We start from the raw sequence: 24,164 nt of genomic DNA on the forward strand, positions 1-24,164 counted from the left end.
AGCTCCTGTGGTTGACGGGTGGGAAGTGGCCGGGTGCTGCCTCTCGCCACTCGGTCGCTCATGGAAGGCTGGCAGATCTCTTGCTGACCTAATGCAGACTCTGCTGATGCCTTGCCAGGTGGGGTTGAGCTGCTCTTTACGCAGCTCCGTGGTGCATGGCGGTCTTGCAGATTCGGTGGCGGCCAGACAAGTGCACGGCGGCGAAAGGCCCGGAGCATGCGGGCGAGGGCAGCCACTGCATGTCACAGCGCCCACCGCTACCTGCCCGTCGAGGCGTTATCGACGCGGACGAGTCGATAGCTGTGTTCGTACGTCGATTCGCCGCGGCCGCGTGCCGCGAGGATGAGTGCGTTCACTCGGGGGTGATGTCGGCGCAGCCTGTTCAGGGCGTCTATGGGGACTCCTGGAAGTGCAGCCGCCGGCTGGATGCGGGCGCCCGCGCGAAGCTCTTTGAGTAGTACCCGCAATGCGATGGGCGTCATCGGGGCAGGCGTGCCGTTGGTGGCGAGCGCGTGCGACTGCGCGAGCGTGCTCGCACTCGCCATGGCTGCGGCGAACGCGGGTTCCTGGATCTGCCAGGTCCAGAGCTGGCGCTGCGGCACCCCCGCGGCCGCGGCGCAGCCGGCCGGCCCCAGACCGGGCGTCGCCGCCCAAAGGGCCTTCGCCATGTGGGCCGGTGTCTCCTCGCGAAGGCTGGGACTTCTTCCCAAGGCTGCGAGGAACTCGTTATCGAGCTCGTCTTGTGCGGCGACGCGTGCCACGACGCCGTCAGCCCAGGCCGCCAGGCGGCGGTCGGAATCATCCATTGCATCCACCAGGGCCCTCAGCCAGAAAGTGCACGGGCCCCCGGCTGCAGTCGGGCGGCTCCACCTCACCTGTATACCCCCTAGGGGTATGTTACGTTTGCGGCCGCCAGGTACCCCCCAGGGGTATATAGAGAAAGGTGGAGCCATGTCAGCCGTCAATCCCCGGCGCTGGTGGGCGCTCGTCGTGCTCGCCGCTGCCCAGTTCATGGTGATCATGGACACGTCCATAATCGGGGTGGCGCTCCCCGAGATGCAGAAGGACCTCGGCTTCTCGCAGGGCGAGTTGCAATGGGTCTTCAACGCCTACGTCATCGCCTTCGGCGGGCTGCTACTGCTCGGCGGCCGTCTCTCCGACCTACTCGGCGCACGCAAGATCTTCAGCACCGGTTGGGTCGTGCTGATCGCCGGTTCGATCGTCGCGGCCGCCGCGCAGACGGCCTGGGTGGAAGTCATCGGCCGCGCTGTGCAGGGCGTTGGCGGTGCGCTCATCGCGCCTTCGGCCATGACCCTGCTGATGATGCTCTTCGCGCACGACCCGAAGGAGCTCGGCAAGGCCATGGCGCTCTACGGCGCCGCCGCCCCCGCGGGCGGTACAGCCGGTGTCTTCCTCGGTGGCGTGTTCACCGAGTGGCTCAGCTGGCCGTGGATCTTCATCATCTACGTCCCGATCGGCGTCGCCACCCTCGCGGCCACCAAGCTGCTGCCCGCCGTCGGCAGCCGACGCGGCGCCGTCGACGTGCTCGGAGCAGCCGCGGTCACCGCCGGCCTGGCGCTCGCCGTCTTTGCCATCGTCCGTGCGCCCGAAGTCGGGTGGGTTTCGGGTGGCACGGTGCTTCAACTGGTCGGTGCCGCCGCCCTGCTCGTGCTCTTCTTCGTGATCCAGAAGACGGTGCGCGAGCCGCTGATGCCGCTCGGCATCTGGCGTGTCCTGCGGCTCGGCTCGGCCAACCTGGCGATGACCCTGCTCGGTGCCGCGTGGATCCCGATGTGGTACTTCCTCAACCTGTACCTCCAACAGGTGCTCGGCTATGGGGCCTTCGCGTCCGGTGCCGCGCTGCTGCCGATGACCGGCCTGTTGATGATCTTCATGACGGCCATCACGGCGAGGCTGATGGCCAGGTTCGGTGCCAAGCCGCTGATTGGCGGGGGCCTGCTTGTCCTCGCGGCTGGACTGCTGTGGCTGTCCGCCGTCGAGCCCACCGGAACCTTCGTGGTCGACGTCCTGCCCGCCTCGCTGGTTGCGGCTCTGGGTATGTCGCTCGCCTACATCCCGGCGATGATGGCCGCCATGTCCGCCGCGCCGCAGGAGCAGGCGGGCCTGGCTTCCGGCATCGTCAACACCACGTACCAGGTGGGCTCGGCGCTCGGTCTCGCGGCGCTGACCGCGGTGGCAACCTCGCAGGGCGCCGGCCAGTTGGGCAACTTGCCCGCACTGACGGACGGCTTCAGCGCGGCGTTCATCTGGGCCGCCGCGATCGCCGCGGCCGGTGGACTGATCACCCTGCTGGTGATGCGAAGCGACAAGGCGACTGCCACGCAGGCCGACGCCGCTCCGACGGCACAGGAGGAGCGGGTCGGCGTCCGGTAGCACTGTCAACGCCCGGTGGGCCGGTGGAGCCAGTCGGCACCTGGCCCCTCGCTCACCGGACGAGGGCTTTCTTGTTGCTGGTGGTCTGCTGCTCCGGCTCGTCGCCCACTGCCAAGCTGAGCTCGGCACTCAGCTGGAAGACCTGGTCCAGTACAGCCAGCGGGCGGCGTAGTGGACGAGCTCTCGAAGACTGAGCCGGCTGAGGAAAAGCCAGGGCGCGCACACTGAGGCGAGTGGCTCCCGCCGGACGCCGGCGGGGGCCGCGTCCGAACGTGGCGCTCAAACGAGGCGGCGCAGGCGTCAGGGGGAGGCGCGTGCACACTCGCCGCAGCAAACCGGCCATTTGCCTGGCGAGTTAACCCGACGTTTCCGGGATGGTGGTCGATCAACGCCGGCAAGCCGCTAGGATCACGGCATGATTACGGCTTGGTCGACCTGGCGCACAGCAAGGACCCGCTCCGGTGCGGGTCCGTTGTTGCGCGTGCTGGCCCTGGCCGTGCTCCTGTTCGGTGTCCTCGTGACACACGGCGTGCACGTCGAGAGTGTCCAGGGGCATCTCTCCACCAGCGCAATGACCTCTGCCGCAGCGCCGTTCGATGGCATTCACCTCGCTGTCGTCGAGCCTGCACCGCAACTCGCCGCAGGAGCGGACGATCACCATGGTGGTCACGAGTCGTCGCATCCTGGCGAGCAGTGCGCATCCGGGCAGCCTCAGCAGGGTCCTGTCCTGGTAACACCCTGCTTTGCAGCGTCGGTTCGCGAATCAGCCAGTGCCGAAGATGCCTCGGCCGTGCGATTGCCTGCTGCTCGTGACTCAATGAGCGGGGCGTCATCCGGGACGCTGAGAGCAGCATCCGTGGTGCAGCAGGTCTAGAAGTACGGAGTCCTCCAACTGGCCTGCCGGTTGTCACCGGTTCGGCTGATCACGCGCGACGAGCTCCCGATTCCATGCCCATGATGGGCCGATCACGTTCGTCGATGCCGTCCTGCCCCCCACCCATGTCTGCGCCTCCCTCCGTCCTCGTCGGAGTGGCGGCAGCAGCGCGGAGGACCTGTGCCGACACATTTCCGTACGCCCGCGCGGGGCCCATGGGGCCCATGCGGCTCACCCCGATGGCGCCGACTCGTCTCGGCGATCCGCGGCACTCTGGTGATGGCGCTCATGCTGTGCGCCGTCATCCATGGAGTGCCTGAGGACACACACGGGTCGGTACCCGTCCCCACCGCTTCCTCGGCGACGACTGCGGACGGAGAGCCTCACGGGCCCCACGCTCCCCACGGGGCCGAGGACTGCGTGATGGACGTGGCCATCCGTACCGTGGCCCAGTCGACCGAGGATCTTCCCCTCGCAGCGCTGGCTGTCGTCGTACTCGTCGGCGTGTCCTTGTCGGTGGGAAGACCCCTCGTACGGCATGAATCCCGCAGACGTCGCAGCGCACGCACTGGCCGCGTGGCGCTCGTGCGCACGTCGCGGTGGCGGATCTAGACCACTCGCTCGCAGCCCGACTTCACCGGCTGCCGCGCACCCATGGCCTGAACGTGGACCCACGGTCTGCGCTTGTCGCCCTGGGCCGCGAGATGAACCCGCATCGTGCCTTCATCGAGCGAGAGCGAACACACAGACATGCCTTCATTGACCAAGACCACGGCCGTCTCCGGCCAGTCGGCCCTTTCCCGGCTGGTGGGCAACACCCCGCTGCTGCGGGTATCGGAGCCGCTGACCCCGGCCGGGCGCGGCTTCTGGGCGAAGCTTGAGGGGTTCAACCCCGGCGGCATCAAGGACCGTCCGGGTCTGCACATGGTGGAGCGGGCCCGAGCCCGTGGCGACCTGCGGCCCGGCGGGCGGATCATCGAGTCCACGAGCGGCACCCTGGGCCTGGGGCTGGCCCTGGCCGGGATGGTGTACGGCCACCCGGTCACCCTGGTTACCGACCCGGGACTGGAGTTGTCCATGACCCGGCTGCTGACCGCGTACGGCGCCCAGGTCAACGTCGTCTCCGAGCCGCATCCGACGGGCGGCTGGCAGCAGGCCCGCCGCGAACGCGTACAGCGGCTGCTGGAGCAGCACCCCGACTCGTGGTGCCCGGACCAGTACAACAACCCCGACAACGTCGCCGCATACACTCCGTTGGCTCTTGAACTCGCCTCCGAAATGGGCCACATCGATGTGCTGGTGTGCAGCGTGGGTACCGGAGGCCACTCGGCCGGCATCTCACGGGTGCTGCGCCAGCTCTACCCGGATCTGACCGTTGTCGGTGTGGACACCACCGGCTCGACGATCTTCGGCCAGCCCGCCCGGCCCCGACTGATGCGCGGGCTCGGCTCCAGCATCTATCCCCGCAACGTCGCCTACGAGAATTTCTCCGAGGTGCACTGGGTCTCTCCGGCCGAGGCGGTGTGGACGTGCCGCCAACTGGCCGCCTCCCACTACGCCACCGGCGGCTGGAGCGTGGGCGCGGTCGCACTGGTCGCAGGTTGGCTGGCCCGGACGAAGCCCGCGGACGCGCGGATCGTCGCGATCTTCCCCGATGGTCCGCAGCGGTACCTGGGGACGGTCTACGACGACGACTACTGCGCCGCCCACGGTCTTCTGGACTCGCCACCGGCGCCCGAGCCGGAGTTGATCGGCCGCCTGGACGAGAAGGAGGTCGCTCGCTGGACCCGGTGCACCACCGTCGTCGATCCCCTCACCCTCGCCGAGGACGCCGCCGACAGCCTGGACGCCGTTTCGGACGTGCCGGAGGAGGGCCGGTGAAGGGGCTGTTCACTCAGGTTCGGTCGTACGAACGCAGCGTCCAACTGTTGATGGTGAACCAGTTCACCATCAACCTCGGCTTCTACATGCTGATGCCCTACCTGGCCGCCCACCTCTCCGGCACCCTCGGGCTGGCAGGTTGGATCGTCGGACTCGTCCTCGGTGTACGCAACTTCAGCCAGCAGGGCATGTTCCTGGTCGGCGGCACCCTCGCCGACCGGCTCGGCTACAAGCCGATGATCGTCGCGGGGTGCGTGCTGCGGACCCTCGGTTTCGCGACGCTCGGGCTGGTGGACTCGCTGCCCGCGCTGCTGGCCGCGTCCGCGGCCACCGGGCTGGCCGGGGCGCTGTTCAACCCGGCCGTGCGGGCGTACCTCGCGGCCGACGCGGGGGAGCGCAGGGTGGAGGCGTTCGCCTTGTTCAACGTGTTCTACCAGGCCGGCATCCTGCTGGGTCCGCTGGTCGGCATGGTGTTGACCGGCGTGGACTTCCGCATCACCTGCTTGGTCGCGGCCGGAATCTTCGCGCTGCTGAGCGTCGTACAGATCCGCGCGCTGCCCGCCCGGCGGGCCAAGGACACCAAGCGGCAGACGAGCGACGACGGTCAGGGTGTGCTCGCCCAGTGGCGCGGCATCCTCGCCAACCGGCCGTTCCTGCTCTTCTCCGTCGCCATGATCGGCTCGTACGTGCTGTCCTTCCAGGTCTATCTGGCGCTGCCGCTGGAGGTGCGTCGGCTCGGCGGCGAAGGGGAGTTCGGCACGGCGGCTGTGGCGATGCTCTTCGCTGTGTCCGGGCTGAGTACGATCCTCGGCCAGACGCGAGTGACGGCGTGGTGCAAAGCGCGGTACGAGCCAGGGCAGGCGCTCGTGCGAGGGCTGGCGGCGATGGGGCTGGCCTTCGTTCCCTTGCTGCTGGCCACCGCCGTGCCCGTACCGGATTCCGGTGTCGGACTGTGGCTGCTCGCGGCGGTTCCGCCGACGCTCGCCGCGCTGCTGCTGGCCGTGGGCACGATGATCGCCTACCCGTTCGAGATGGACACCATCGTCCGCCTCAGCGGTGACCGCCTCGTCGCCACCCACTACGGGCTCTACAACACCATCTGCGGCATCGGCATCACCGTCGGAAACCTGGGCACGGGCGCCGCACTCGACGCCGCCCGCGCGGCCGGGATGCCCGCGTTGCCGTGGATCACGCTGTGCGCGCTCGGCCTGGCGTGCGCGGCTGCCTTGCACGGCCTGCACCGCACCGGCCGACTGGCGGCGCCGCCAGTCGCCCAGCCGCTGCCCGCCACCGTCTGACCCACGGCCCTCTGGTCAAGGGGCGGGGCACCGCGTGGTGCCCCGCCCCTGCGGCCCGCGCCCCGCAGCCCGCACGCCTCGACATCCCTGGCGCGCTGCTGGTCACCGCGGGCACCGCAGCCCTCACGGCCACCACCCGCCCGGCATCGAGGTCGCTCCACTGCACGATGGCCGCCCCGTCGGCGGTGGCGTAGTTGTAGAAACCAGCGCCTTGCCCGAGTGCTGTGCCTTGAGCCGGTAGTAGCCGCCGCCCGAATCGATGAACTGGAACCGCTGGTTGGCGCTGTCGATGCGGGTCCACTGCTGTAGGGACGCGCCGTTGCCGGTGTCCGCGCCGGAGACGTCGAGTGCCTTGCCGCTGCACCGGTGGACCAGCACGTACCAGGCGTTCGGGTCCACGGTGGCCGCTTGCGTCGGCCCGGCGGCGCCCATCGCGGACAAGAATGCTGCCATGAGGGCGATCACCGCGGTGAGCACCGCTGGTCGTCGGCCGCGCCTCCACCCGGAAGTGGCTTCTCAGCCCCACGCACGTCACGCGGACTCGCGCCGAGCTCGCGGCGGCAGGCCTTGTTGAAGGCCTGGAGATCGGCGATGCCCACGGCCGCGGCGATGGCGGTGATGGACAGGGTGGACGACAACAGGAGGTGGCGGGCGCGCTGCAGCCGTCGGTGCCGGATGTACGACACCACCGTGAAGCCGGTCTCGGCACGGAACACGCGCGTCAGGTGCGTATGGGAGATGCCCACCGCGCGAGCGATGTCCGGTACGGACAGCGGGTCGGCCAGATGCTCCTCGACATAGGCCTGTGCGGCGGCCACGAAGGGGTGGCGGCGCCCGGCACCGTCGTCCCTCGGCAACTCGGCGATGCGCCACAGAGCGGCCCAGACCTCGGCGGTGGCTCGTGAGGGCGAGGTCGGCATGGCCGTCACGGCGTGCCGGAGCAGCTCGGCGAGGCGTGTGCTCTCGGCCGCGGCGTCCTGCATCACCGGGACCACACGCGCGGTGCCGCCGTCGTACAGCCGCAGATGGACGTAGAAATGTTCCGACCTGCCCCGGTAGTGAAAGTGCACCTCCGTGTTCGGCGGCACGAGGCTGACGTGGCCGGGGCGGATGGGGTGGACCGCCTGTCCGAGGGACAGGGTGCCCTCGTAGTTGTAGAGATGCAGCTGCCACAAGTCGGGCAGCCGGAAGACGTCGTGGGTGGTGGAGACGCCATGTATCCCGATGCCGGCATTGACCACGGTGGGCGGCTCGTCGAGCCAGAGAGTCGCGTGCTTCACGAGGACGGAAAATTACCAGCAGTGGGCGATTTCAGCCCACGACTCAGTGGGATGGGCCACGTACGTTCGTCGCATGCCAACCAGCAAACGACTCCTGACATCGGTTCAGGTGGCGCGCTTCGTGGCGCAGGGATTTCTGCGCCTGGACGGGGTGGCGCCGCACGAGATCAACGAACGGGCCATCGCGACCCTGACCGAGGGCATACCGGACGTGCCCTACGGCACTCCGCTGGGCAAGGCGTTCGCCCAGGACACCTTCGTCCACGAGTTGCTTGCCCTGCCGGTCGTCGCAGGCGCCGTCGAGAGCCTGGTCGGCCCCGAGCCGACCGTCGACCACCATGCGGTGCATGTGCGCGAGCCGCAGGAGGGACAGGCGCAGCCCCTCCACGGGGACGCGATCATTGATGTACGGCCGGACGCGTTCGACATTCAGCTCATGTACTACCCGCACGAGGTGACCGCCGAGATGGGCGGCACGCTCAGTGTGCCGGGAAGCCATCTGCGCAGGATCAACGAGACGGACATCGGCCGCGTCCAGAACCTCAGGGGACAGACACGGCTGACCTGTCCGGCGGGCACGGTCGTCCTCGTGCACCACGGCATCTGGCACGGCGGCCGCCGCAACGACACCGAGCGCCGCCGCTACATGTACAAACTCCGCCTCAACCCGACCGTGCCGCAGGTGCGCCTGTGGGACACCTCCGACCTGCACGACCCGGCCGTGACCACGGAACTCAACACCTACTTCCCCTGGTACGAGCAGGCCACCGCCCGACTGGAGATCTACAACCGGGTCCTGTTGTGGCGGGCCCTGACCGGCGACGACTCGTTCGACGTCGAGTACTGGGTCACTCGCGTCAGCAACCGGCCGGCCCTGAGGAGTCACGTATGAGACAGCAGGTTCTCGTCCTCTACCTCTCGACGTCGGCGCTCGACTCCGACGTCGTGGGCTGGTCCCGATACGACGGAACCGGCCGGACCCGCCCGACGACCGGTGACAGCGACGAGCCGCCCTACCCGACCGGGCTTGCCGCGCTGCACGACGGGTGGCGCCTGTTCCAGGCCTCCCAACTGCTGCCGCCGCAGCCCGGCCACGAGTACGACGTCTCCTTCCTCAAGCACGAGTTCTTCTTCGAGAAGCTGGATCAGTAGCCGTAGATCATCTTGTAGGCGACTTCGGGGAGGAAATCTCCGGCCGAGGAGCCGGAGCCGACGCCGCAGTTGCCGTCGGACTCACCCGGGACCTTGATCCACAGGAGCATCTCGGCGCCTCCGCCCAGCCGGGTGGGGGTGCCGATACGGCGGCCCGAGGGGTTGCACCACTGGCCGTTGGAGCCGTTGCCGTTGCGGCTGGTGTCCACGACGAACGGCTTGGTGTAGCCGTACCGGGCGGCCAGTTCACTGTTGACGGCGTTGCCGTACGCGGTGTTCTCGGCCGTGGTCAGGTAGTTGGAGACGTTGAGCGAGAAGCCGTGGGCCTGTCCGAGGCCGGCTTCGTGGAGGCGCCGGGCCATGGTCGCCGCGCTCACCCAGGCCGGATTGCCGGCGTCGAGATAGACCCAGGTGTTGGGAGCCTGGCGGTTGAACTCGGCGAGCGCGCCGGTGAGCATGCCCTCGCGTTCGTCGATCTGGGCCTGGGTCATGCAGCCGTAGTCGCCGAGGGAGTCCGGTTCGAGGACGACGACGGCCGGGCGGCCCGCGATCCCGCCCGCGAACTGGGCGATCCAGTTCCGGTAGGCGGACGGGGAGGAGGCTCCGCCCGCAGCGGCCACGAGTGCGAGCAGTCTGCGGCGCATGACGGTACCTCGGTTTTCTGACAGGGATGAGTCCGACGGTCGGCGGTGAGCGTGGGGGAAGGGTGGTGCGCTCCTCCCTTCGTTCAGGGCGTCGACAGCTCGAACCGCGTGACGTGGACCGCGCCGCCGAGTGCCTGCGTGGCGTGGTTGAAGAGGGCGAACCGGTAGCCCATGAAGAACCGCCAGTCGTTGCCCATGGAGAAGGCGGGCCCGAGGCGGGTGAAGGTGATGCCGTCGGTGCTGTAGGAGAAAGTTCCGGGGCGTGGCGCACCGGGGCGGATGTCCGCGCTCGCGCGCAGCCAGACACGGCCGCCCGATGCGGCCACGCTCGCGACCTCGGTGCCGGTGCCTGTGGTGTTCCAGTTGCTGTCCATGGTCAGCCCGTTGACCATCACCACCCGCGTCATGCCGCCGTCGCGCTTGACGCCGATCCAGGCGGATGAGTCACGCAGCAGAGCGAGTCCGGCGCGGTCGCCGTCCCGCATCGCGGAGTGATCCAGGTGGACGGTGGCGGCGGAGGTGGGCCCCTGGATGCGGTGTGTGAGGGTGTTGCGGGCCCAGTACAGGTCGTTGGTGACGGTCGCGGTCCGCAGGGTCAGGCCGTTGTTGACCGACCACTTGGAGTTGTCCGGGTTGTGGTTCCACTCCCACCTCGGTTTGAGGGTGGTGCCGTCGAAGGTGTCGACGCCGGTCATGGGGGTGACCTGGCGGGGTGGGGTGGGCACGGCCGGGCTGGGATATGTGGTGCCCCATGCGCCGTTGACGAGTTGCACGACGGGCCAGCCGTCCGAGGTCCAGGTGACCGGCGCCAGGGCGGGCATCCGGCCGCCGGGGTACGCGTCGACAAAGGCCAGGTAGTACCAGGCACCGCTCTGCGTCCGCACCAGCCCGCCCTGGTGCGGGACACCGCCGCCGGGGATCGGCCCGCGCAGATCGAGGAGGACCTGGCGCATCGTGTACGGACCGAAGGGGCCGCTCGACGACTTCAGGATGTACTGGCCGTTCGCGGGGCGGGTCAAAAAGATGTAGTACTGCCCGTTGATCTTGTAGAAGCGGGCGCCCTCAAGGGTGCCTACGCTCGACGGAGTCGTGAACACCTGCTGCGTGCGGACCTCGCTGCGGCCGTCGGGCGAGAGCTGGGCCACGCTGATCGTGGTGTTGCCGTACGCCACGTACACGGTGTCGTCGCTGTCGACGAGCAGCCCCGCGTCGTAGTACGGCGTGCTGATCGTCGTCAGCCTGCTCCACGGCCCCTCGACGGTGGTGGCGGTGTAGATGTACGTCCGGGCGAAGTCGATCTGGCCCAGCCAGTAGAACGTCCTATTGCTCGGACGGTAGGCCAGTGACGACGCCCAGATGCCTCTGACATAGCCGCGGGCACCGTTCAGGTCGTACTTGGCGCCGAAGTCGAGGACGGGCACCGAGTGACCGGCGATCTCCCAGTTCACCAAGTCGTACGAGCGCAGGACGGGCGCACCCGGGGAGTAGTGCATCGTCGAGGCCGAGGCGTAGTAGGTGTCGCCGACGCGGATGACGTCGATGTCCGCGAAGTCCTGCCAGATCACCGGGTTCGTGTACTGCGCGGCGGCTGCGTCGGAGGGGCCGGCCGCGGGAAGGACCGCGCCGGCGGCCAGACCAGTGGCGGCAGTCAGGGCGCGACGACGGGACAGGTAATGATGAGGGCATGACAGATCCATGTGGGGGTACTTCGGTGGGGAGGCCAGTGCGTTCGGGGTATCGAACGTGGATCGATTTGCCGAGCAATCTGGATGATAGGGAGGCGCGGAACCGCGTCAATACTTCTCGCAGGATTCGCCAGCTGCTTCGAAAGTTTCGACACCTGGAGGCGCGAATCGCCGCATTTCAAGGGGGTGTTCGGCGATCGGTGTTGACATGTCCATCCGCCTCCCTAGTATCCGTGGGCACCTGAGTTTCCGAATGGCATCCGAAATTTCGGACCCCTCTTTCATGTGGCGCCCTCCCAGAAAAGGAGCCCCTGGTGCCCAGACGATCAGGCGGACTGCTCCGCCTCCTTGCCGCCGCCGCGCTGACGGCCACCGCGTGCGTGACGGCCCCCGTCCACTCCACCGCCTCGGCCGCCCCGGGCAGCCCGGCGCTCACCCCACCGCTCGGGTGGAACAGCTGGAACAGCTTCGGGTGCGGGATCACCGAGGCCCAGGTGCGCCAGGCCGCAGACGCGATGGTGTCCTCGGGCATGCGGGACGCCGGCTACCGCTATGTCGTGGTCGACGACTGCTGGTTCGACCCGCAGCGCGATGCGGCAGGCAACCTGCGGGCCAATCCGGCCAAGTTCCCGAGCGGGATGAAGGCCCTCGGGGACTACATCCACAGCAAGGGCCTGAAGTTCGGCATCTACCAGGTGCCGGGCGAACGCACCTGCGCGCAGACGACCGGCGCCTATCCCGGGTCGACGGGCAGCAGGGGGCACGAGGTCCAGGATGCCAACATGTTCGCCTCGTGGGGCGTCGACTACCTCAAGTACGACTGGTGTTCCTCCGAGGGCACCCGTGACGAGCAGGTCGCGCGGTTCTCGCTCATGCGTGACGCCCTGCGGGCCACCGGGCGGCCGATCGTCTACAGCATCAACCCCAACAGCTTCCACGCCATCACCGGCGCCACGTACAACTGGGGCGAAGTCGCCGACCTTTGGCGGACGACCGAGGACCTGCTCGACATCTGGCAGAACGGCAACACCAACAGCTATCCGATGGGCGTCGGCAACGTCCTGGACGTCACCGCGCCGCTGGCGGCACAGTCGGGCCCGGGCCACTGGAACGACCCCGACATGCTCGTTGTCGGCCGTCCAGGCCTGTCCCTGACCGAGTCCCGCTCCCACTTCGCCCTGTGGGCTCTGATGGGCGCCCCGCTCATGGCCGGCAACGACATCCGCACCATGTCCGCCGATGTGAGCGCCATCCTGCGCAACCCGCGTCTGCTGGCGGTGAACCAGGACTCGCTCGGCGCGGGCGGGCGCCGGGTGCGCGACGACGGCGCCACCGAGGTGTTCGCCAAGCCCCTGTCCGACGGCTCGGTGGCTGTAGGCCTGTTCAACCGGTCGGGCGGCACCGCGACGGTCACCACCACGGCCGCACAAGTCGGTCTGTCCGGCGGGCAGTTCACACTCACAGATATGTGGACCGGTGGCACGTCGAGCACGTCCGGGCAGATCTCGGCGAGCGTCCCCGCGCATGGCGTGGCCGTGTTCCGGGTGACCGGTGGCAGCCCGCTGGCCGCCACCACCTCGCGGCTGCGCGGCACCGCATCCGGCCGCTGCCTGGACGTGGACAACGCCTCCACCGCCGCCGGGGCCACGGTCCTGCTCTGGGACTGCCACACGGCCGCCAACCAGCTGTGGACCACGTGGACGGGCGGCGAGATCCGCGTGTACGGCGACAAGTGCCTGGACGCCCACAACCAGGGCACCACCAACGGCACCCGGGTCGTCACCTGGCCCTGCAACGGCCAGAACAACCAGAAGTGGACCGTCGGCGCCGACGGCTCGATCCGCAACGTCCACGCCGGGCTGTGCCTCGACGCCAACGGGGCCGGCACCGCCAACGGCACCCCGCTGGTCCTGTGGACCTGCAACGGGCAGGCCAACCAGAAGTGGACCCGCGCGTGAGCAACCGCTGCGTCAGAAGGGGAGTTTCACGACCTTTCCCGGCCGGGGAGCCTCGGGCACCGGTACTTCCTGATGACCATCATGGCCACCATGTTCTTCGGGGCCGGTCTCATCCCGACGTACCTCCTCGTGCAGGCGCTCGGCCTCACCGACACCTATCTTTCGCTGATCCTTCCCAGCGCCGTCAGTGTCTTCAACGTTCTCGTCCTGCGGGCCTTCTTCATGGGGATCTCCCCCGAACTCACCGAGTCTGCCCGCATCGACGGGGCCGGCGAGCTGCGGATCCTGCTGACCATCGTCATGCCGCTGTCGCGGGCGGTGATCGCGGTCATCTCCCTGTTCTACGCGGTCGGTTACTGGAGCGCCTGGTTCAATGCCTCCATCTACCTCACCGATCAGGAGATGCTGCCGCTGCAGAACGTGCTCATCCAGCTGGTACAGAAGAACACCGAGGCGCCGACCGGTCTCCAGCAGGCGGTCCGCACCGGCGAACTCTCGTCGCTGGGGCTGCAGATGGCCGTCATGGTCCTCGCGCTGATCCCCGTCGCGGTTGCCTCCCCCTTCGTCCAACGGCACTTCAAGAAGGGCATGCTCACGGGAGCCATCAAGGGCTGACCGATCGCCTATTGAGTGGCGCCGACGGCGGGACCTGTGCCCTGGCCGCACGAGGGAGCGGGCGGCCAGGGCGAGGGGACGGTCGTCAGGAGACCGTGCCGGTGACCGAGCTTCCGGACCTGGTGACGTGGTAGGTAACGGTAGTGCCGCTGTAGAAGTGGAAGACCAGCGTCGCCGGTTCCCCGTCGCGGAGCGTGTTGAGGAACTCGGGGGTCAGGATGATCGTGCTGTTCGGGTAGTCCGGCGAGAACGCCTTGTTGAACTCCTGGTACGGGGTCCAGCTGGTCTGGCCGGCGTTGCTGCCGTCGGCGTATGTGGCGTGCATGGTCGCCAGGCCGTTACCCCGGTACTGGGTGGGAACGGTGAATGAGCTGGTGGTGCCGGTGGCGTCCGTCAAGACCGGGACGTCGTCGGTGACGATGTCGATGTTCCAGGGCAGCCCACTGGTGAACCGGGCCTGGAGCGTCGAGTTGACGCCGTAGTCGCGGTCGCCGACCAGGCGGGTCAGCGCCTTGGCGGTGAAGGTCAGCTGGTTGCCGGACACGGTGTAGTCCCGTCCCGCGACCAGCTTGGTGTTGCCCTGCCACACCCCGCGGAACTTGGTGCCGTTGAGGTTCAGGGTGAGCGACTTGGCGGTGACCGGGCTGGACTTCGGCACGAAGACCTTGTCGAAGGAGGCCGTGCCCGAGCGGGTGGTCCAGCTCGACTTGATCCAGTCGAACAGGGCCTGGTCACGCCACTGGAGGGTGTCGCGGTTCAGGTACGAGAACGGGTCCCACAGGGCGGTGGTGATGCCGTACCTGCGCGCCGTGTAGCCGACATGCTCGTAGTACTTCAGCGCCTCGCCCCGCTCGACGCGCGAGGGGTGGAAGTGATTGGGGTACTCGAGCAGACCGTACTCGCCGATGTAGAGCGGGATGCCCCTGGCGACGAAGGTCTTGTGCATGTTGGCGAAGGTGTCGTCCAGGTGCTTCTGCGCGGTGGCGTCGTAGTGGGTGCCGCCCGCGACGTTCACGCTGAACGGATACCAGCTGTAGAAGTGCACCTGCGCCACGAGCTGACTGTCGTTCAGCGTGGTGATCGTGGTGTACAGGTTGTCCATGAAAGCCTGGTCGGGGCTGCCGCCGGGCGTGGTCAGACTCAGCAGGCGGCTCACGTTCGTGCCGCCCGAGGCGCGGACCACGGAGTGGAACGAGGTCTGCAGCTCCCGCAGGTACTGGAACTTCTGCGCATCCGTCGCGCCGGCGAAACTCGGCTCGTTGATGCCCTCGAAGATCAGACTGCGCGGCGCGTCACGGAAGGTCGTGGAGATCTGGGACCAGGTGGAGTTGAACCGGGCCATCACGTTGTCGTGGTCGCTCGTGATCTTCTCGACCCACTGCCACGAGTCGTGGTGGACGTTGAGCATGACGTACAGGCCGCTGTCCTGCGCCCAGTCGACGAGCTGCTTGACGCGGGCCATGTACGTGGCCTCGATGGTGTACGGCGCGGTGGCGGACTGGTGGTCGCTCCAGGTCACCGGGATGCGGACGCTGCGGAACCCCTCCGCGGCGATCTTCTCGAACGTCGCCTTGGTGGTCTGCCCGTTGCCCCAGGAATCCTCATTGGGAATGGCGTCCAGGGTGTTGCCCAGGTTCCAACTGGGCTGCATCGCCGCGACGGCGTCCATGGCGGATGCCGGAACACTGACCGCCGACGGTGACGCCTTCCTGGTGCCGTCGGGCGCGGCCAGCGCGGTGCCGCCGGTCAGCCCCAGCATGACGACCAGTGTCAGCAGCAGGGTGGCCAGGCGGCCTGGGCCCCGGCTGCGATGGTGCGCGGGTTGCCGTATGTCCTTCATATGCCATGCCTTTCGGTCGGTCGTACGGGTGGTCCGATCCGTGGGCGGGGTTCCGGTTCAGTCGTCGAGGGGCTCGTAGTCGAACCAGTCGAAGTGGACGGTGCCTTCCGCGGCGTACATGCCGATGACCCGGCCCGTGAAGCCGCCGGCGACCTCGGTCGACAGGTAGCGGCCGTCGAGGGTCGCGAGCTCGGTGAACGTGCCGTCGGGCTCCTCGATGCCCAGGGAGACGACGTCGGGTCCGGTGCACGGTCCGTGCGGAGACGGCGGCTGCGTGATCGTGACGGCGAGGACCACCGGCCCGGCGGGCACGGACCGCGTGGCTACGGCCGTCCGCAACGAACCGATGCGCGCGGTCACTTGGACCTCTGTGCCGGACGCCTCGATCGCGTAGTGGTGCCGCTCGTCCAGCCGCACGGCGAGGCCACCGCTTCCCTCCGCGGCATCGACCAGAGTGCGCGCCCGGCATGACAGATGCTGCTGGCGCCGGCCCGCGAACACCACGTCGGGCTCGTCCAGGGAGCCGCCCCGCGCGCGGAGCGTCAGCCATCCGGGGCGCTCCTTGGTGGTGCAGTGCTCGGCGAGCCGGTCGCGCAGGGAGATCCAGTACGGCCGAAGTTCGGCGAGCTCGAAGTCGTCCCGGTGCTCCTCGACAGGGCCGGGGGAGAGCGGCCACGGGAGTTCGGGCAGGTCCAGAGCGACCTCGCCGACGACCGGCCAGTCGTCCACCCAGGTCACGGGGGCCAGGAAGGTCTCCCGGCCGAGCACGTGCCAGCCCGGCGTGCCGCCGCCCGGTCGGACGCCGAGCAGCACCATCCACCAGGAGCCGTCGGGGCCTTGGACCAGGTCGGCGTGCCCGGTGTTCTGGACGGGGTGGTCGGTGCCGCGGTGGGTGAGGATCGGGTTGGCCGGGCACGGCTCGAACGGGCCGCTGGGCGTAAGGCCGCGGGCGATCGAGACACCATGGCCGCGCTCGGTGCCGCCCTCCGCGATGAGCAGGTACCAGTAGTCGCCGATCCGGTACAGGTGAGGCGCCTCCGGGGCCTTGGCGCCGGGCCCGCCGGCCCAGAGCTGGTGCGGTGTGCCGTAGGTCTGCCCGGTGGACGGGTCGAAGCGGACCTGTCGGCCCCCGGCGACCGTGCACCAGCAGGTGCCGTCCTCGTCCCAGACCAGGTCGGGATCGATGCCGGGGACCCCCGGCGCCCAGATGGGGTCCGACCACGGTCCTGCGGGGTCGGTGGCCGTGACGATCAGATTGCCGCCGCCCTCGCTGCAGTTGGTGACGATCAGCCAGAACCGGCCGTCGTGGTGGCGCAGCGTGGGTGCGTAGATCCCGCCGGAGGACCCCGCGTCCGACAGCCGCAACTGCTCCGGCCGGTCCAGGGCGTTGCCGATCTGCGTCCAGTGCACCAGGTCACGGCTGTGGAAGAGGGGAACCCCGGGGAAGTACTCGAAGCTGGAGCAGGCCAGGTAGTAGTCGTCGCCGACACGGCAGACGCTGGGGTCGGGGTGGAAGCCGGGGATCACGGGGTTGGCGAAGCGTCCGTCCGGCCGGCGCAGAGGGGGCACCCGATAGGTCCTCTCGTCGATTTTGTGATGCGGGCGTGGGGTGGTTCAGGCAGCGCCGAGTTCCGTCGCGGTGATGCGGAGCAGGACGGCGGACGGCGCGGTGGGCAGGGTCAGGTTCAGCTCGGCCGTGTCGGGCACCCAGGCGGAATCGGCCCGACTGACCGAGGGGTCGTCAGCTGCTTGCCGGGGAGCGTGCACGAGGCGGTTTAACTCGATCGTGTGATGGTTGGCTTCCGGGCTTTGGGAACCGACCTCCCGGGCCCGGACCACGCACAGGATGCGTGTCGCCGCCCCGGGGTTGAGTACGCCGGGGACCAGTGCGCCCAAGACCGTTCGGGGCGTGCGGCTGAGCGGATTCACTCCTGCTCAGTCCAGAGGAACGGTAGAGCAGGTCGGCACGGGCGGCGGTGTCCCGCAGGTGGGGCAGCTGAAGCGTCGCCGTGGTGTCGTTTCCGGGGCGGCGCCAGGCGGTGAGGTAGGTGGTGGCGGGAGTACGCAGGGCCAGGGCGACCCAGGGGTGGTCCCAGGCAGGAAGGCCGAGCGGCCAGGACGGCACGGCTTGCGGCACCGGCCGAGGAGCGCGTTGGCCATGGAGAAGGCCGGGGTGGGCGCTGGTGCCGGAGCCGGGGTCGATGTTGTGGTCGAGCTTGAGGTAGCCGACACCCCACTCACCCACCAGGCGGTCCACGACCTGGTCCAGGTGGGCAGGGGCAGCCGGGTGGCGCAGGTCCAGGTGGTGCCGGCCGGCCTCCGTGACACGGACGCCGTCGCGGCGGAAGAACGCCTCGTCGGGCAGGGACTTGGCCATGGGGCTGCGCACGCCGATCACCTCCGGCTCCAGCCACAGGCCGGGAACCATGCCGCGCTCCCGGATGCGGTCCAGCACCTCGTGGATCCCGCGCGACCCGGGGAACCGGGAGGCGGCAGGTTCCCAGGCGCCGACGCTGTCCCACCAGCCGCCGTTGTCGCCGTCGTACCAGCCGGCGTCGATCACGAAGTACTCCGCGCCCGTGTCGGCCGCCGCGTCGATGAGCGGCAGCAGCTTCTCGGTCGTGGGGTCGCCCATGAGGCAGTTCATGTAGTCGTTGAAAATGACGGGCAGGCGCTGGTGGTCGGCGTGCGGTCGGCGCTGGGCACGGCGGTAGCGGGTCAGCGCGGCGAACGCGGCGTCGGGGCCGCCGTCGGCGCTGAAGGACAAGGCGGCGGGTACGGTGCGGAAGACGGCGCCGGGTTCAAGGGAGTGCCGCCAGCCGTGGTGGGTGTCGGTGGGTCCGAACAGCGCCGCGTAGGCCGCCTTGTCCCGCTCTTCGCACTCCCAGCGCCAGTCCCCGCCGTTGTGCTCGATCTGCCACACCCAGGTGCGGCCGGTACGCCGGTCCGTCAGGCCGCCCATGGGGAGGTGTCCGCAACTGGACCAGGCGCCCTGTCCGTTGAGGGCGAAGCCCGCTCTGCCGTGCCCGTAGCTCACGCGTCCGCTGAGGGACGGTGTGGTCAGGCGCATCGGCTGTAGCTGCCAGCGGCATTCGGCGAGCCAGTCGTTCTCCGCCCACAGCAGGTCCGCGGCGTCGAGGGCCGCCGGATCCTGAGGGGTGAGGCAACCCACCGCGAGCGAGCTGACCGACTCCAGGTGCAGCGTGGTCTGCCCTGCGTTGCGCAGGGTCACCTCGCTGCGGAGCACGGGGATGCCGTTCGGTGATCGGTAGGTCACCTCCGCGACCAGCCCGGTTTCCGGATCGTGGAGGTGCACGGTCAGTGTGTGCCAGTCGCCGTCGCGGGTCGCGCGGTGGCTCCGGTGGCGCAGCCGCCCGCCGAGATCGGTGCCCACGAGGCGGTTGCCCGACCAGCCACAGCCGTGACCCGCGGCCGTCACCTCCACCAGGGGCAGGGATGTAGCCGGGACTCTCTGCGCTTCGCCGGGCCGAGGTACGTGAGGCGCGGGCTGCCGTCGTCATCGAGGACGATCTCGAGGTGAAGGGCCTCGTGCCCCCAGCGGAAGGTCCCTTGTTCCTTGGTCATGGCGGCCCTTTCGAGGTCAGCGCCCGCGCAGAACCGCACAACCGCCGGGCGGCAGTTCGTGCGCGAGGCCATCGGAGAGCAGGTCGTGGGCGGGGTCCGGCAAGGGCACGGCCACGGGGTTGTGATTCAGCAGGACCTGCCAGCGGCGTCCGTCGGGTGCGTTTCGCGTGACGGCTTCGACACCGGCCGGCAGGCCAGGTACGTCCGGTTCGACGCCGGCCTCCTTCAGCAGTCGGCCGACCAGGGCGGCGTAGTCGGCGTCGTCCAGGCGCGTGGACAGATACCAGCCCTGCCCGGTGCCGAAGCGGTGCCGGGTGAGGGCGGGGCTGCCCGTGAGCATGCCGTGGGTATAGGTGGCGAGCGTCTGAGCGCCCTCGGTGCGCAGGCACTCGCTCCAGACCGTGCCGTACGCCCCGTCCGACAGGGTGATCCGCTCGTCCTGCCGCAGCGGGCGGTACTCCTCGACGCGGATGCCCAGCGCCTCGCGCAGTGGTCCGGCAGGGTATCCGCCGAGCCGGGCGTGCATACGGTCGTCGACGTATCCGGTCGCGTGCTGGACGAGGAGCGTGCCGCCGCCCTCGACGTAACGGCGCAGGTGCTCGGCGCCCTTGTCGGACAGCAGGAACAGAGCTGGGGCGATGACGAGCCGGTAGCGGCTCAACTCGTGCTCCGGCCGGGCGAAGTCGACGGTGGCCCCCGCGTCCCACAGTGCGCGATGCGCCCGGACGAGTGCCGCGTGGTAGTCAAGGCGGGAAGAGGGCAGCCCGTCCACGCCGAGCGTCCACCAGGCGTCCGGGTCGTCCAGCACGGCCACCGACGCGGTGACCGTCGACCCCGCCAACTCGCCCAGCCGGGCGACCGCCTCGCCCACCTGCGTGACCTCGCGGAAGATACGGCTGTCCGGACCCGCGTGCGGGACCATCGCCGAGTGCCAGGTCTCGGCGCCGGCCCGGGACTGCCGCCACTGGAAGAACAGGGCGCCCTCCGAACCGCGGGCGATGTGGCCGAGGGTGTGGCGCAGAATCTCGCCGGGCTCCTTGCCGAGTATCCGGCCGCTGTCGTAGACGGTATTGGTGCCCTGTTCCATCAGCAGCCAGGGGCGTCCGCCGCCCAGGGAGCGGGTGCGGTCGGCGTGGCAGGCGGCGCTGGCTGCGGCGTCCAGGCCGGGTGCGGTCGGATACTGGTCGGAGGTGACGACGTCGAGTTCGCGGGCGAAGGCCCACAGGTCCACGTTCTGGTAGGCGGGGAGCATCAGGTTGGTCGTCACCGGCCGGTCGCTGTGCGCGCGGATCGCGTCGCGCTGCTCGCCGTAGGCGGTGATGATCTCGTCGGACCAGAAGCGGCGGAAGTCCAGTGCCTGGCCGGGGTTCTTGTGCCACTGCGTCGCGCGCGGCGGCAGCACCTGCTCCCAGGAGGTGTAGTGCTGACTCCAGAACGCCGTTCCCCAGGCCTCGTTGAGGGCGTCCAGTGAGCCGTGGCGGGCACGCAGCCACACCCGGAAGGCTGCGGCCGTGTGATCGCACCAGCAGAGCGTGCCGTACTCGTTGTGCACGTGCCACAGCGCGAGGGCGGGGTGGTCGCCGTACCGTTCGGCGAGCGCGGAGGCGATCCGGCGGGCCGCGTTGCGGTAGGCGGGGGCGGCGAGGCAGTACGTGTCGCGGCTGCCGTGGACGAGGCGGGTGCCGTCGGGGGCGACCGGCAGCGCGTCGGGGTGGGCCAGGGTGAACCAGGGCGGTGGGGAGGCGGTCGGGGTGGCGAGGTCGACGGCCACACCGTTCGCGTGGAGGCGGTCGATGTGGGCGTCGAGCCGGGCGAAGTCGTAGCGCCCCTCCTCCGGTTCGAGCAGGGCCCACGAGAAGACGCCCAACGTGGCCAGGTTGACCCTGGCCCGGCGCATGAGCTCGTCGTCCTCCTTCCAGACCGGCTCGTCCCACTGCTCGGGGTTGTAGTCCCCGCCGAAGGCCAGGCCGCCCAGGCGGTCGGTGATGCTGCGAGTCGTCATGACGGTTCCTCGGGTTCGGAGAGTCGAGTCGGAGCCGTTGGCAGCAGTACGGCCGTTGTCGAAGCGCTTCACTTCCTGGCGCAAGGTAACGGACAAGTTTCAGGTGAAACAAGGGCCTCTACCGCCAGAGACTTTCTATTGCTGGCCCATTGACCAGTCGCTCGGGGGAGTGGCATCGTCGAAGCGCTTCGACATTTGCTCAGTCAAACGGGTGCTGTCCGAACAGGACCTCACCGCGGCCCGGGCTCGGGGAGGGTTTGCGCGCACCAGATCGTCTTGCCGTTGGTGGTGTGCCGGGTGCCCCACCCCTGGGTGAGTTGGGCGACGAGCAGCAGGCCACGGCCGCCCTCGTCGAAGGCGCGCGCACGGCGCAGGTGCGGTGCGGTGTTGCTGGCGTCGGAGACCTCGCAGATGAGGGAGGTGTCGCGAATCAGCCGCAGCCTGATCGGGGGCTCGCCGTATCTGATGGCGTTGGTGACCAGCTCGCTGACGACCAGTTCGGTGACGAATGAGGCCTCCTCCAGGCCCCAGGCGTCCACCTGTTCGACGGCGAACTTCCTGGCGCGCGGCACCTGCGCGGGGTCGGGCTCTACGTCCCAGTCGGCGACGTGGTGGGGATCCAGCGCGTGAGTACGAGCGAGCAGCAGGGCGGCGTCGTCGGTGCGGCGTTCGGGGAGCATGGCGTCCATCACCGTGTCGCACAGGGCGTCCAGCGAGGTGGCCGAGTGGTTCAGGACCTGCTGCAGTTCGGCGATCCCCTGGTCGACATCGCGCTCGCGGCTCTGCACCAGTCCGTCGGTGTAGAGGGCGAGCAGGCTGCCCTCGGGCAGTTCGAGCTCGGTGGCCTCGAAAGGCAGCCCGCCGATGCCGAGCGGCGGTCCCGGCTGTGCGGGCACCGGTGTCATGGTGCCGTCCGGGGAGATGACCAGCGGCAGGGGATGGCCGGCGCTCGCCAGAGTGAAGCGCCGGGAGACAGGGTCGTAGACGGTGTACAGGCAGGTGGCCCCGGACTCGCCGGTCGGCTGGAACTGGCCGGCGGACTGGAGGTCGCTGGCGAGGTGGAGGACCAGGTCGTCCAGGTGGGTCAGCAGCTCGTCCGGGGGCAGGTCGACGTCGGCGAGGGTGCGGACTGCTGTGCGCAGCCGGCCCATGCCGGCCGAGGCGTGCAGGCCGTGGCCGACGACATCGCCGACGACCAGGGCGACCCGGGCGCCGGACAGCGGAATGACGTCGAACCAGTCACCGCCCACTTCCGCGCCGGTCCCGCCGGGCAGGTAGCGGGATGCCACGTCGACCGCCTCCTGGTTCGGCAGCCCCTGCGGCAGCAGGCTGCGTTGCAGGGTCAGCGCGGTCGTGTGCTCGCGCGAGTACCGGCGGGCGTTGTCGATCGCGACGGCTGCCTTGGCGGTCAGCTCTTCGGCGAGGATCAGGTCGTCGGCGGTGAAGGCCTCGGGCCGGTCGCGGCGGGAGAAGGCGACGACGCCGAGCAGCGCGCCGCGCGCCCGGAGCGGCACCGTGATCCGGCCGGTCAGCCCGTCCGCGGCGACGGACCCGTCGATCAACGGGTTGCCCGGTGGCCAGTGCGCCGGGTCGGCGGCGAGCCCGGGCCCGAAGGCCCATTCGCCGCCCTCGCCGGGCTCAGCGGCGAGCTCGACCGTGGACCTGCCGGTGGCCAAGCAGCGGGCGGCGACGGAACCGGGAGTGTGGCTGACCGGCGTCGTGGGCCCGGGAGGTCGGTCGGTTTCCTCCCTCGCGCTGTGCTGGGCGGCACGGCTGAGCGCGAGGGGCTCGCCGGGGGTGAACGCGGACGCGGAGGGCGGTTCCTCTCCGCGCAGCACCTCGTCGAAGAGATCTACGGTGACGAGGTCGACGAATCCCGGCACGGGGGTCCTGGCCAGTTCCTGGGCGGTGCCGATCACGTCGAGTGTCCGGCCGATGCCACGGGTGGCCTCGTTGAGCAGGAGCAGGCGCTGCCGAGCCCAGTACTCGGCGCTCATGTCGAATCCCCAGTTGGCGACCGCGCGGACCCTGCCCTCGCCATCCCGGACGGGCCAGATGCTGGTGGCCCAGGCGTGGCGTAGTTACTGCCGCGCGGGCGGAAGACGGTGATGAGCCGCGCGGGCTCGCCCGTCCTCGCCACTTCGGCGAGCTTGTCGGTGTAGGGCTTGTCGTCCCTTTCGGGAAACAGCGTGCGGTCGAATTCGGGCAACACCTCGCGGTACTTCTTACCGAGCACTTGCTCCTCGGAGTGCGCGATCACCCGGCATGAGGAGGCGTTGATCCACAGGAACCGCAGCTCAGGGTCGTAGATGCCCAGGGCGAAGGGGGACTGCTCGAAGGCCCGGTCGGCGATCACCGGGCGGCGTCCCCAGCGCTGGACGGTCACCACGTGACCCAGTGCCCGCCCGTCGGGGCCGAACAGTGGGTGAGCCGTCACCACGGCGTCCACCGTGGAACCGTCCCGGTGCCGCAGCGGGATGAACCCCGTGGGGTCGGGGCCGGCGCCGTAGCCCTCGGGGAAGCCGGGTGGCGGGGGATCGACCAGCAGGTCGGTCACGGGGCGGCCGACGGTGTCCTGCGCCGTCCAGCCCAACAGCAGCCGCCCCCCGTCGCTCCAGCCGCTCACCAGGCCGTCCGGGTCCACTACGACAGCGGCAGTGGGGGCATCCTGCTTGTCGGCCATGTCCACGCGCCACGCCTCCGTCCGGACAGCCGTACCGGTCAGGGCTGGTTTCCAGCGGCTGCTTCCAGCCTAGATCCGCCCCCGCGCCATGGCGCTCCGGCCGATGCGTCCGGGATCGCCGGGGTGCCGGAGCGAGGCCGGCCGGGGGCCTCGGCACACTCACATTGACACCGAAGGCGCCGTGCGGGCCGAGGCCGAGCCGGGCCTCGCGCCCTGCTGGTCGCGTTGATCACCTTGCGGGTGGAGGCCGGCCCTTCCCGTACGGCGAGGGAA

At 69.5% G+C, this 24,164-nt stretch carries 15 protein-coding genes and 3 pseudogenes; 8 read left to right on the forward strand and 10 right to left on the reverse strand.

Annotated elements, in window-relative coordinates; all coding sequences use genetic code 11:
- Positions 1–257: 257 nt before the first annotated feature.
- A complete protein-coding gene (locus tag OHT76_RS39050; RefSeq protein ID WP_328875601.1) occupies positions 258–806 on the reverse strand; it encodes a hypothetical protein in 549 nt (182 codons plus the stop codon).
- A 145-nt stretch (positions 807–951) separates the two neighbouring features.
- Here OHT76_RS39050 and OHT76_RS39055 point away from each other — a divergent pair, with 145 nt between their 5' ends.
- The 4 genes from OHT76_RS39055 to OHT76_RS39070 all read left to right on the forward strand — a co-directional run bounded on the left by OHT76_RS39055 (position 952) and on the right by OHT76_RS39070 (position 6,447).
- Positions 952–2,394 carry an MFS transporter gene (locus OHT76_RS39055; protein ID WP_328875602.1) on the forward strand — a complete coding sequence of 481 codons (1,443 nt, stop codon included), beginning with the start codon at positions 952–954 and terminating at the stop codon, positions 2,392–2,394.
- 596 nt (positions 2,395–2,990) lie between these two features.
- Positions 2,991–3,128: a hypothetical protein gene (locus tag OHT76_RS39060; protein WP_328875603.1), complete on the forward strand. Its 138-nt coding sequence runs from the start codon at positions 2,991–2,993 to the stop codon at positions 3,126–3,128.
- An 890-nt stretch (positions 3,129–4,018) separates the two neighbouring features.
- Entirely contained in the window at positions 4,019–5,149 is a 1,131-nt protein-coding gene (locus tag OHT76_RS39065) for a PLP-dependent cysteine synthase family protein (protein ID WP_328875604.1), read from the forward strand.
- Positions 5,146–6,447 carry an MFS transporter gene (locus OHT76_RS39070; protein WP_328875605.1) on the forward strand — a complete coding sequence of 434 codons (1,302 nt, stop codon included), beginning with the start codon at positions 5,146–5,148 and terminating at the stop codon, positions 6,445–6,447. The genes OHT76_RS39065 and OHT76_RS39070 overlap by 4 nt, the downstream gene beginning before the upstream one ends.
- A 123-nt stretch (positions 6,448–6,570) precedes the next feature.
- Here OHT76_RS39070 and OHT76_RS39075 read toward each other — a convergent pair whose 3' ends face one another.
- Together OHT76_RS39075 and OHT76_RS39080 are read right to left on the reverse strand one after the other, a co-directional pair.
- On the reverse strand, positions 6,571–6,900 hold the full coding sequence (locus OHT76_RS39075; RefSeq protein WP_328875606.1) for an RICIN domain-containing protein: 330 nt from the start codon (positions 6,898–6,900) through the stop codon (positions 6,571–6,573).
- 8 nt (positions 6,901–6,908) lie between these two features.
- Entirely contained in the window at positions 6,909–7,727 is an 819-nt protein-coding gene (locus OHT76_RS39080) for an AraC family transcriptional regulator (protein ID WP_328875607.1), read from the reverse strand.
- 73 nt (positions 7,728–7,800) lie between these two features.
- On the opposite strand from OHT76_RS39080, the gene OHT76_RS39085 reads away from it, so the two are divergent.
- Positions 7,801–8,619 carry a phytanoyl-CoA dioxygenase family protein gene (locus tag OHT76_RS39085; protein ID WP_328875608.1) on the forward strand — a complete coding sequence of 273 codons (819 nt, stop codon included), beginning with the start codon at positions 7,801–7,803 and terminating at the stop codon, positions 8,617–8,619.
- On the forward strand, positions 8,616–8,879 hold the full coding sequence (locus tag OHT76_RS39090; RefSeq protein ID WP_328875609.1) for a hypothetical protein: 264 nt from the start codon (positions 8,616–8,618) through the stop codon (positions 8,877–8,879). The genes OHT76_RS39085 and OHT76_RS39090 overlap by 4 nt, the downstream gene beginning before the upstream one ends.
- Here the strand turns inward: OHT76_RS39090 and OHT76_RS39095 are convergent.
- Both OHT76_RS39095 and OHT76_RS39100 read right to left on the reverse strand, forming a co-directional pair.
- Positions 8,873–9,493 (reverse strand): annotated as a pseudogene (locus tag OHT76_RS39095) (glycoside hydrolase family 6 protein); the annotation flags it as partial. The gene OHT76_RS39090 and the pseudogene OHT76_RS39095 overlap by 7 nt on opposite strands.
- Positions 9,494–9,606: 113 nt before the next feature.
- Positions 9,607–11,220, reverse strand: coding sequence for a glycoside hydrolase family 43 protein (locus OHT76_RS39100; RefSeq protein ID WP_328875610.1), 1,614 nt, complete (start codon positions 11,218–11,220; stop codon positions 9,607–9,609).
- 302 nt (positions 11,221–11,522) lie between these two features.
- On the opposite strand from OHT76_RS39100, the gene OHT76_RS39105 reads away from it, so the two are divergent.
- Both OHT76_RS39105 and OHT76_RS39110 read left to right on the forward strand, forming a co-directional pair.
- Positions 11,523–13,166 carry a glycoside hydrolase family 27 protein gene (locus tag OHT76_RS39105; protein WP_328875611.1) on the forward strand — a complete coding sequence of 548 codons (1,644 nt, stop codon included), beginning with the start codon at positions 11,523–11,525 and terminating at the stop codon, positions 13,164–13,166.
- A 27-nt stretch (positions 13,167–13,193) separates the two neighbouring features.
- A pseudogene (locus OHT76_RS39110) lies at positions 13,194–13,781 on the forward strand (carbohydrate ABC transporter permease); the annotation flags it as partial.
- Positions 13,782–13,866: 85 nt separating this feature from the next.
- Here OHT76_RS39110 and OHT76_RS39115 read toward each other — a convergent pair.
- The 5 genes and pseudogenes from OHT76_RS39115 to OHT76_RS39135 form a co-directional block, all read right to left on the reverse strand.
- Complete coding sequence (locus tag OHT76_RS39115) at positions 13,867–15,621, reverse strand: cellulase family glycosylhydrolase (protein WP_328875612.1); 1,755 nt, start codon at positions 15,619–15,621, stop codon at positions 13,867–13,869.
- Positions 15,622–15,678: 57 nt separating this feature from the next.
- Complete coding sequence (locus tag OHT76_RS39120; protein ID WP_328875613.1) at positions 15,679–17,190, reverse strand: glycoside hydrolase family 43 protein; 1,512 nt, start codon at positions 17,188–17,190, stop codon at positions 15,679–15,681.
- A 172-nt stretch (positions 17,191–17,362) separates the two neighbouring features.
- Positions 17,363–19,060: an alpha-galactosidase gene (locus OHT76_RS39125; protein ID WP_328875614.1), complete on the reverse strand. Its 1,698-nt coding sequence runs from the start codon at positions 19,058–19,060 to the stop codon at positions 17,363–17,365.
- Positions 19,061–19,222: 162 nt separating this feature from the next.
- On the reverse strand, positions 19,223–21,208 hold the full coding sequence (locus tag OHT76_RS39130; RefSeq protein WP_328875615.1) for a beta-galactosidase: 1,986 nt from the start codon (positions 21,206–21,208) through the stop codon (positions 19,223–19,225).
- A gap of 230 nt (positions 21,209–21,438) precedes the next feature.
- A pseudogene (locus OHT76_RS39135) lies at positions 21,439–23,891 on the reverse strand (SpoIIE family protein phosphatase).
- Positions 23,892–24,164: the final 273 nt, after the last annotated feature.

The sequence above is a fragment of the Streptomyces sp. NBC_00287 genome, assembly GCF_036173105.1.
Lineage (GTDB): Bacteria > Actinomycetota > Actinomycetes > Streptomycetales > Streptomycetaceae > Streptomyces.